The organism is Streptomyces sp. FH025, assembly GCF_017427025.1.
In the GTDB taxonomy this organism is placed as follows: domain Bacteria; phylum Actinomycetota; class Actinomycetes; order Streptomycetales; family Streptomycetaceae; genus Kitasatospora.
Genome location: NZ_JAFLNG010000289.1, coordinates 1 through 9,325, shown reverse-complemented (window position 1 = coordinate 9,325; position 9,325 = coordinate 1). Strand labels below are relative to the sequence as shown.

General features: G+C 69.3%; 8 protein-coding genes and 1 tRNA gene. 7 read left to right on the top strand and 2 right to left on the bottom strand.

The window, feature by feature from the left end; genetic code table 11:
* From J0670_RS20660 to J0670_RS20650, 3 genes are all read left to right on the top strand, one after another.
* Nucleotides 1–1,348 (top strand): branched-chain amino acid ABC transporter permease (locus tag J0670_RS20660; RefSeq protein ID WP_207813119.1); only part of this gene is annotated, 1,348 nt, incomplete at its 5' end.
* Between the two features lie 8 nt (nucleotides 1,349–1,356).
* Nucleotides 1,357–2,163 (top strand): ABC transporter ATP-binding protein, encoded by an 807-nt coding sequence (locus J0670_RS20655; RefSeq protein ID WP_207813122.1) that lies wholly within the window; start codon nucleotides 1,357–1,359, stop codon nucleotides 2,161–2,163.
* The gene (locus J0670_RS20650; RefSeq protein ID WP_207813118.1) at nucleotides 2,160–2,876 is read left to right on the top strand and encodes an ABC transporter ATP-binding protein; all 717 of its coding nucleotides are present in this window, start codon (nucleotides 2,160–2,162) and stop codon (nucleotides 2,874–2,876) included. The genes J0670_RS20655 and J0670_RS20650 overlap by 4 nt, the downstream gene beginning before the upstream one ends.
* A gap of 51 nt (nucleotides 2,877–2,927) precedes the next feature.
* On the opposite strand, the gene J0670_RS20645 is transcribed toward J0670_RS20650, so the two are convergent.
* Nucleotides 2,928–3,614 carry an ANTAR domain-containing response regulator gene (locus J0670_RS20645; protein ID WP_243437288.1) on the bottom strand — a complete coding sequence of 229 codons (687 nt, stop codon included), beginning with the start codon at nucleotides 3,612–3,614 and terminating at the stop codon, nucleotides 2,928–2,930.
* A gap of 66 nt (nucleotides 3,615–3,680) precedes the next feature.
* Between J0670_RS20645 and J0670_RS20640 the strand changes: the two genes are divergently transcribed.
* Both J0670_RS20640 and J0670_RS20635 read left to right on the top strand, forming a co-directional pair.
* Nucleotides 3,681–3,755, top strand: a tRNA-Leu gene (locus tag J0670_RS20640).
* 257 nt (nucleotides 3,756–4,012) lie between these two features.
* Nucleotides 4,013–4,648, top strand: a complete 636-nt coding sequence (locus tag J0670_RS20635; RefSeq protein WP_307806614.1) for a hypothetical protein — start codon at nucleotides 4,013–4,015, stop codon at nucleotides 4,646–4,648.
* A gap of 194 nt (nucleotides 4,649–4,842) precedes the next feature.
* Here the strand turns inward: J0670_RS20635 and pyk are convergent, their stop codons facing one another.
* On the bottom strand, nucleotides 4,843–6,273 hold the full coding sequence (gene pyk, locus J0670_RS20630; protein WP_207813116.1) for a pyruvate kinase: 1,431 nt from the start codon (nucleotides 6,271–6,273) through the stop codon (nucleotides 4,843–4,845).
* Between the two features lie 270 nt (nucleotides 6,274–6,543).
* On the opposite strand from pyk, the gene J0670_RS20625 reads away from it, so the two are divergent.
* Both J0670_RS20625 and J0670_RS20620 read left to right on the top strand, forming a co-directional pair.
* A complete protein-coding gene (locus J0670_RS20625) occupies nucleotides 6,544–7,641 on the top strand; it encodes a substrate-binding domain-containing protein (protein ID WP_207813115.1) in 1,098 nt (365 codons plus the stop codon).
* Entirely contained in the window at nucleotides 7,638–9,293 is a 1,656-nt protein-coding gene (locus J0670_RS20620) for a VWA domain-containing protein (RefSeq protein ID WP_307806613.1), read from the top strand. The genes J0670_RS20625 and J0670_RS20620 overlap by 4 nt, the downstream gene beginning before the upstream one ends.
* Nucleotides 9,294–9,325 lie beyond the last annotated feature (32 nt).

The following is a 9,325-nucleotide window of genomic DNA, read 5'->3' as shown; positions in this document are numbered from 1 at the left end:
CGCCGCCGGCGCCGTCCTGCTCCTCCAACTCGGCCACCTCGCCAACACCTGGCTGCGCCTCGGCAAGGTCGACCGACCGCTGCCCGAGCCACGCCAACTCCCCTCCTGGGCCGAGGTCCTGGTCATCGTCGTCGCCTTCGGGGCCGGCCTGTACGCGATCACCTTCGGCATCGACACCGAGTACGGCGAACTCTTCACCGGCTACCTGCTGCTCGCCGCCTTCGTCGCCACCGCGCTCACCCGCTCCGGCCTGATCGCCCGGCTGCGCGCACTGACCGTCCGGCACCGCCCCGTCACCACCGGCGCCGCCTTCGCCGCCGCCGCGAGCTTCCCGTTCACCCAGAGCAGCGACCAGTACACCTCCGTCGCCACCAACATCCTGATCTTCGCCACCGTCGCCCTCGGCCTCAACATCGTCGTCGGCCTCGCCGGCCTGCTCGACCTCGGGTACGTCGCCTTCCTCGGCGTCGGCGCCTACGCCGCCGCCCTGGTCTCCGGCTCCCCCGCCTCACCCATCCACGTCCAGTTCCCGTTCTGGGCCGCGATGCTCACCGGCGCCGCCGTCTCCATGGTCTTCGGCGTCCTGATCGGCGCCCCCACCCTGCGACTGCGCGGCGACTACCTCGCCATCGTCACCCTCGGCTTCGGCGAGATCTTCCGCATCACCATGCTCAACCTCAACGGCACCACCGGCCCCAAGGTCACCAACGGCTCCAACGGCATCCCCCGCATCCCCGACCTGGAGATCCTCGGCTTCGACCTCGGCAAGCCCCACACCGTCGCCGGCATCGAACTCGGCCGCTTCTCCAACTACTACCTGCTGATGCTCCTGGTCACCGCCGTCGTCGTCCTGGTCTTCGCCCGCGTCGGCAACTCCCGCATCGGCCGCGCCTGGGTCGCCATCCGCGAGGACGAGACCGCCGCCGAAGCCATGGGCATCAACGGCTTCCGCCTCAAACTCCTCGCCTTCGCCCTCGGCGCCTGCCTCGCCGGCCTCGCCGGCACCGTCCAGGCCCACGTCAGCTACACCGTCACCCCCGACCAGTACACCTTCGCCGAAGCCCTGCCACCCAACTCCGCCTTCCTGCTCGCCGCCGTCATCCTCGGCGGCATGGGCACCATCAGCGGACCCCTCGTCGGCGCCACCCTCCTCTTCCTCATCCCGAAGAAGCTCGAATTCCTCTCCGACTACCAGCTCCTCGCCTTCGGCGCCGCCCTCATCGTCCTGATGCGCGTCCGCCCCGAAGGCCTCATCCCCAACCGGCGCCGACAGCTCGAATTCCACGAGGCCACCATCCCGGCCCAGCCCACCGGCGAGCCGACCCCACTCACCAAGGCAGGGGCGTGACCCACCAGATGACCACCGCTGCTCCCCTGCTCGACGTCACCGGCGTCACCATGCGCTTCGGCGGCCTCACCGCCGTCAACGACGTCTCCCTCACCGTCGGCGAAGGCGAGATCATCGGCCTCATCGGCCCCAACGGCGCCGGCAAGACCACCTTCTTCAACTGCCTCACCGGCCTGTACGTCCCCACCGAGGGCGCCGTCCGCTACCGCGGCACCGTCCTGCCGCCCAAACCCCACCTGGTCACCCAGGCCGGCATCGCCCGCACCTTCCAGAACATCCGGCTCTTCGCCAACATGACCGTCCTGGAGAACGTCCTCGTCGGCCGCCACACCCGCACCAAGGAAGGCATCTTCTCCGCCATCCTCCGCGGCCCCGGCTACCACCGCGCCGAGAAGGAGGGCCGCGAGAGGGCGATGGAACTGCTCGCCTTCACCGGCCTCGCCGACAAGGCCGACCACCTCGCCCGCAACCTGCCCTACGGCGAGCAGCGCAAGCTGGAGATCGCCCGCGCCCTCGCCTCCGAACCCGGGCTGCTCCTGCTCGACGAACCCACCGCCGGCATGAACCCCCAGGAGACCAGGGCCGCCGAGGAACTCGTCTTCGCCATCCGCGAAAAGGGCGTCTCGATCCTCGTCATCGAGCACGACATGCGCTTCATCTTCAACCTCTGCGACCGCACCGCCGTCCTGGTCCAGGGCCAGAAGATCGTCGAGGGCGACCGCGAGACCGTCCAGACCGACGAACGCGTCATCACCGCCTACCTCGGCGCCCCGCTCGAAGGCACCACCCCCGTCGCTACGGAGACCGACCAGTGACCGCACTCCTGGAGGTCGAGGACCTCCGCGTCGCCTACGGCAAGATCGAAGCCGTCAAGGGCATCAGCTTCACCGTCAACCGGGGCGAGGTCACCACCCTCATCGGCACCAACGGCGCCGGCAAGACCACCACCCTGCGCACCCTCTCCGGCCTGCTCAGGCCCACCGCCGGCCGCATCACCTTCGACGGGCAGGACCTGGCGACCGTACCGGCGCACAAGATCGTCGCCCTCGGCCTCGCCCACTCCCCCGAGGGCCGGCACATCTTCCCCCGGATGACCATCGAGGAGAACCTCCTCCTCGGCGCCTTCCTGCGCACCGACACCGCCGGCATCACGGCGGACGTCGAACGGGCCTACACCCTCTTCCCCATCCTCGGCGAACGCCGCAAGCAGGCCGCGGGAACGCTCTCGGGCGGCGAGCAGCAGATGCTCGCCATGGGGCGGGCGCTGATGTCCCAGCCCAAGCTGCTCATGCTGGACGAGCCCTCGATGGGCCTCTCGCCGCTGATGATGCAGAAGATCATGTCCACCATCGTCGAGCTGAAGGCGTCCGGTACGACCATCCTCCTGGTCGAGCAGAACGCCCAGGCCGCGCTGTCGCTCTCCGACCACGGCTACGTCATGGAGACCGGCAGCATCGTCCTCTCCGGCACCGGCGCCGACCTGCTGCACGACGAGTCCGTCCGCAAGGCCTACCTCGGCGAGGACTGAAAACGTCAGAGGGCCCGGCAGATCCGATCCGCCGGGCCCTCCTCCCTTGTCCTACTCGGACTTACCCTCTTCCGCCTTCTTGCGGTCCTGGGCCTCGCCCTCCTCGATGACCGCCTCGGCCACCGCGGCCATCGTCATCCGCCGGTCCATCGAGGTCTTCTGGATCCACCGGAACGCGGCCGGCTCGTTCAGCCCGAACTTCGTCTGGAGCACGCCCTTCGCCCGGTCCACCAGCTTCCGGGTCTCCAGCCGCTGGGTGAGATCCCCGATCTCCTTCTCCAGCGCCCGCATCTCGGTGTACCGCGACACCGCCATCTCGATCGCTGGCACCAGGTCCGACTTCGAGAACGGCTTGACGATGTACGCCATCGCGCCCGCGTCACGGGCCCGGTCCACCAGCTCCCGCTGCGAGAAAGCGGTGAGCATGAGAACCGGCGCCAGGTGCTTCTCGTGGATCTGCTCCGCCGCGGAGAGCCCGTCCAGGACCGGCATCTTCACATCGAAGATCGCCAGATCCGGCCTCAGCTCCTCCACGAGCCGCACCGCCGTCTCCCCGTCGCCCGCTTCCCCGACGACGGTGTACCCCTCCTCTTCGAGCATCTCCTTGAGGTCAAGACGGATCAGCGCCTCGTCCTCGGCGATCACAATCCGGGTGATCTGGGGCGAATCGGTCTCAAGCGGCTGTGCCTGCTCGTCGGCGGTGCTCACGGGGCTCCTAGTTCCGGCGGGGTACTGCATGCACGAGGGTACCGAGACACGGTATGTTTGAGACACGACGCCAAGGCAACCGCCTTCAAATCGTAGGCCCCGATAGCCCAATTGGCATGAGGCAATGGTCTCAAACACCATACAGTGTGGGTTCGAATCCCACTCGGGGCACTTTTCCTTCGAATTGAAGGAGGACCGATCCGGTCCAACCATTGGAGAGCTTCACTCGCCCGAGTGAAGCTCTCTTCGTTTGCATGCCAACATCCACCCCGTCGCGCAATCTCGGTCACATGTACGACATGGCCACGCGGCAGCGAGCGCTCGATCTCCACGCATCCGGCCTGACCTTCAGCCAAGTCAGCCGTGCGACCGGAATATCCCGATATGCGATCCGCGACTGGGCATCGGGTGCCATACCGAGTCCGCGCATGACGGCCGAGTGCCCGATCAGCGCCGGCCGACTCAATCCCTCGCGCCCGCCCGCCGGCTATGCCTATCTGCTCGGCCTCTACCTCGGAGACGGCTGCATCAGCGAGGGCCGCCGCAGGGTCTACGCCCTCCGCATCGCCTGCTGCGATGCCTGGCCCGGCCTCATTGAGGAGTGCGTGCGCGCCGTCTCCGCCGTCATGCCGCACAACAAGGTCAACCGTGTCAGCGCTCCGGGCTGCACCAGCATCGTGAGCACCAGCAAGCACTGGCCCTGCCTCTTCCCCCAGCATGGCCCAGGCCCGAAGCACCTGCGGTCGATCGTCCTCGCGCCCTGGCAGCAGGAGATCGTCGACGCACACCCATGGGAGTTCCTGCGCGGCCTGATCCACTCCGACGGCTGCCGCATCACCAACTGGACCACCCGCACCGTGGGTGGCGTCAAGAAGCGCTACGAGTACCCGCGCTACTTCTTCAGCAACACCTCAGCTGACATCATCGGTCTCTGCACCGCGACCCTTGACGCCGTCGGCGTCCAGTGGAAGCCGGCCTCCCGGTCCAACGGCGGCTTCAACATCTCCATCGCCCGCAAGGAGTCCGTCGCCCTCATGGACGCCCACATCGGCCCCAAGTACTGACGGCAGCACAGCGGTTCGTTCGAAGTGGGCCCTGGCCGCCTCGTAGGCCGCGCCCGCGCCCGGGCGGCTCATGATCTCCTCGCGGAGGTCGCGCCAGAGTGCGTGGTTGTGGTCGCTCATCCCGCTGATTCTCACCCGGGCCAGCACTTGGGCGGCATCCCTCGTACGAGGGATGCCGCCCGGAGGAGCGCCTCTCAGCCGTCCAGGGTCCCCACGTGGTGGACGCGGACGAGGTTGGTGGAGCCGGCGAGGCCGGGGGGTGAGCCGGCGGTGATGACGACGATGTCGCCCTTCTGGCAGCGGCCGAGGGACAACAGTGCCGCGTCGACCTGTTCGACCATCTGGTCGGTGGTCGGGGCGAAGGGCCCGAGGAAGGTCTCCACGCCCCAGGTGAGGGCGAGTTGGCTCCGCACGGCCGGCTCGTAGGTGAAGGCGAGGACGGGGATGGGCGAGCGGTAGCGGGTCAGCCGGCGGGCGGTGTCGCCGGACTGGGTGAAGGCGATGAGGTACTTGGCGTGCAGGAAGTCGCCGATCTCGGCGGCCGCGCGGGCGACGGCGCCGCCCTGGGTTCGCGGCTTGCTGCCGGCGGTCAGCGGGGGCAGTCCGGCGGCGAGGATGTCGTTCTCGGAGGCCTCGATGATCCGGGCCATGGTCTTGACCGTCTCGACCGGGAACTTGCCCACCGAGGTCTCCCCGGAGAGCATCACGGCGTCCGTCCCGTCCAGGACGGCGTTGGCGACGTCCGAGGCCTCGGCACGGGTGGGCCGGGAGGCGTTGATCATCGAGTCGAGCATCTGGGTCGCGACGATGACCGGCTTGGCGTTGCGCCTGGCGAGCTTGACGGCGCGCTTCTGGACCAGCGGGACCTGTTCGAGGGGCATCTCCACGCCCAGGTCTCCGCGGGCCACCATGATGCCGTCGAAGGCGTCCACGATGGAGTCGAGGTTCTCGACCGCCTGCGGCTTCTCGATCTTGGCGATGACCGGGACGTACCGCCCCTCCTCCGCCATCACCCGGTGCACGTCCTCGATGTCGCGCCCGGTGCGGACGAAGGAGAGCGCCACGAGGTCGGCGCCGGCGCGCAGCCCCCACCGCAGGTCGGCGACGTCCTTGTCGCTGAGCGCGGGGACGGAGACGGAGACACCGGGGAGGTTGAGGCCCTTGTGGTCGGAGACCAGTCCGCCCTCGATGACGAGGCACCGCACGTGCGGCCCGTCGACGGCGACGACCTCCAGGGTGACGCGCCCGTCGTCGACGAGGATGCGTTCGCCGCGGCTGACGTCGCCGGCGAGGCCCGCGTAGGTGGTGCCGCAGATGTCCTTGTCCCCCACGACGCCCTTGTCGGTGGAGATGGTGAACTCGTCGCCGCGTTCAAGGAGTACGGGGCCGTGGGCGAAGGTGTCGAGCCGGATCTTCGGGCCTTGAAGGTCGACGAGGACGCCGACGCTGCGTCCGGTCTCGTCGGCGGCCTTGCGGACGCGGCGGTAGCGTTCCTCGTGTTCGGCGTGCGAGCCGTGGCTGAGGTTGAATCGGGCGACGTCCATCCCGGCGTCGACCAGGGCCTTGATCTGGTCGTACGAGTCGGTGGCTGGCCCGAGGGTACAGACGATTTTTGCTCGGCGCATACTGCTGAGAGTAGGCATTACCGGCGCGTAACCACGACGCGAGTCCGGACTGCGGGATGACCTTTGCGGTAAGGCGAGTTGAACAATCTGACACATGCTCGGACCGGTGTGCGAGGGCCCGCGCGGACACCGCCGTCCGATGCGATTCCGTGAAAGGGTGTTCACCCGTGGTTCACCGCCGCTTCCACCCCCGCTCCCCGCCCGGCGGGACGCTCGTCACCCCCGGGTGACCACCCGGACGACGCAGCGGACGAGGGGGAGGCGCTCGCGATGGGACGACGCGCTCTGGGGGTGCTCGTTGCCCTGGCCCTGCTGGGCGGGGTGACGTACGCACTGATCCCGGACGACGAGCCGGACACCAGGAAGCTGGTGACGGTCACCGGGCTGATCGGTTCGGAGAAACGATCCTTCTTCGAAAGCCCGGAAGTGAAGGCCGAGTTGGCCAAACAGGGCCTGGAGGTGCACGCGGACCCGACCGGGTCCTGGACGATGAGCGACCAGGCGAAGAGCACCCCGGGGCTGGACTTCGCCTTTCCGGCGAGCACCGCGCCGGCCCACGAGATCCAGCGCAACTGGGGGCAGCAGGACTCTCCGCTGGTGCCGTTCTACTCCCCGCTGGTGGTCGTCACCCACGCCGAGGTGGCGCAGGTCCTCAAGGACAACAACCGTGCGGCCCAGGATGCTTCGGGCGTCTGGACGTTCAAGATGGACCAGTACGTGGCCGACCTGAAGGCCGCCCTGAGGTGGCAGGACCTGAAGGTGCCGGCGGAGCACTCCGAGCTGTCCGGCCCCGTCTTCGTGACCACCACCGACCCGGAGAGCTCCTCCTCGGGCGCGCTGTACGTCGCGCTGCTGTCGTACATCCTGAACAACCACCAGGTGGTGTCCGACGACGCCGGCGTCGAGGCCACCCGCACCGTCCTGCACCAGGCGACCGCGATGCAGGGTGGCCAGAAGAGCAGCAGTGACGAGCCGTTCCGGGACTTCCAGGCGGGCGTCGGCAATCCGCTGATCTTCGGGTACGAGTCGCAGGTCGCCGCGATGGTGGCGCAGGGCCGGTCGACCGGGGACATGGTGGTGATGTACCCGGACACCACCGCCTACTCCGACCACACCATCATCGCCCGCACCGAGAACGGCCGGAAGCTCGCCGCCCTGCTCCAGGACGACGAGGCGCTGCGCGCCCTGGAGGCGAAGTTCGGCTTCCGCCCGCAGGCCCGCCCCGACGCCCTCAACGACCTGGTGAAGAACACCAGGCAGCCGGCCTTCGCCCAGAACCTGGCGGCGGCGAAGGTGAAGCAGTGGCAGGTTCCGTCGTTGGAGATCCTGCTCAAACTGACCGCCGCGGCCAAGGGGGGCACGAAGTGAACGTCCTGATGAAGCGCCGCGGTTGGATCACCACGGCCCTGGCGGCGGTGCTCGCGGCCGCCACCGCCTGCACCTCCTCCGGCAGCCCGGCCCCGCGGCCCAATCCGACCGACCCGCCCGCCGAGACCGCTCGCCCCGGGGTGCTGCGGGTCCTGGCCGGCAGTGAACTCCAGGACCTGGCACCGGTCCTGGAGGACGCCCGGAAGGCGACCGGGGTGACGGTGCAGTTCTCCTGGACGGGCACCCTGGACGGCGCGGACGCGGTCTCCTCGGGCCGGGCGGACGGCAAGTACGACGCCGTCTGGTTCCCGTCCAACCAGTACCTGCGGCTCGACCCGACCGGGAAGTCGAAGGTGCTGTCCGAGACCCCGGTGATGGTCTCCCCGGTGGCCGTCGGGGTGCGCACCTCGGTGCTGGAGGAGCTGGGCTGGGGGGACGGTTCGAAGGTCACCTGGGCGCAGATCGGCGACGCGGCCGCGGCCGGGAAGCTGTCGTACGGGATGTCCGATCCGTCGCGCTCCAACTCCGGCTTCTCCGGCCTGGTCGCGGTGGCCTCCGCCTTCTCCGGCGCGCAGGCGGCGCTGACCGAGGCGGACGTGCAGGGGGCCTCGCCGCGGCTGAAGCAGTTCTTCACCGGCCAGAAGCTGACCTCCGGCTCCTCGGGCTGGCTGGCGCAGGCGTACACCCGGGCGGAGCCGGGCAAGGTGGGTGCCCTGGTGAACTACGAGTCGGTGCTGCTGTCGCTGAACAGGACGCTGCCGGCGGAGCAGCGGCTGACGGTGGTGCGCCCGGTGGACGGCGTGGTGTCGGCGGACTACCCGCTGTCCCTGCTGTCCTCCGCCGCGCAGGGCGAGCGCGACTCGTTCCAGCGGCTGACCTCGTACCTGCTGAAGGAGGACGTGCAGAAGCGCATCTCCGAGATGACGCTGCGCCGTCCGGTGACGGCGGGTGTGGCCCCGGCGGCCGGGCTGCCCGGGGACCGGCGCCGCGAGCTGCCGTTCCCGGGGACGCGGGCGGTCGCGGACGGGCTGCTGGCCGCGTACCAGAACGAGCTGCGCCGCCCGTCGAGGACGGTGTACGTGCTGGACACCTCGGGTTCGATGGAGGGCTCGCGGCTGAACGCGCTGAAGGCTGCGCTGGGTCGGCTGACGGGTGCGGACGACACCCGCGGGGTGCGCCGTTTCCGGGACCGCGAGGAGGTGACGCTGCTGTCCTTCGCGTCCAAGGTGAAGTGGACGAAGACGCACGCCGTCCCGGCGTCCGGCGGTCAGCCGGGCCCGCAGGCGGAGCTGGCGTCGATCAACGCGGACGTGCAGTCGCTGGCGGCCTCGGGCGGCACCGCGCTGTACGACTCGCTGGAGGAGGCGTACCGGGTGATCGAGCGGCAGCAGGCGGCGCAGGGGGACGATCGGTTCACCTCGATCGTGCTGATGACGGACGGGGAGAGCAACGAGGGCGCCACCGACGGCGACTTCAAGCGCTTCCACGACGCGCTGCCGGCCGGGGAGAAGGCGATCCCGGTGTTCCCGATCAGGTTCGGTGAGGCCGCGGTGAACCAGTTGCAGGGGATCGCGGACCTGAGCGGCGGCAAGCTGTTCGACGGTACGGGTTCGCTGGACGGCGTGTTCGAGGAGATCCGTGGCTACCAGTGACGGGTTGGGCCGGCAGGCGCTGCGGTACCTGG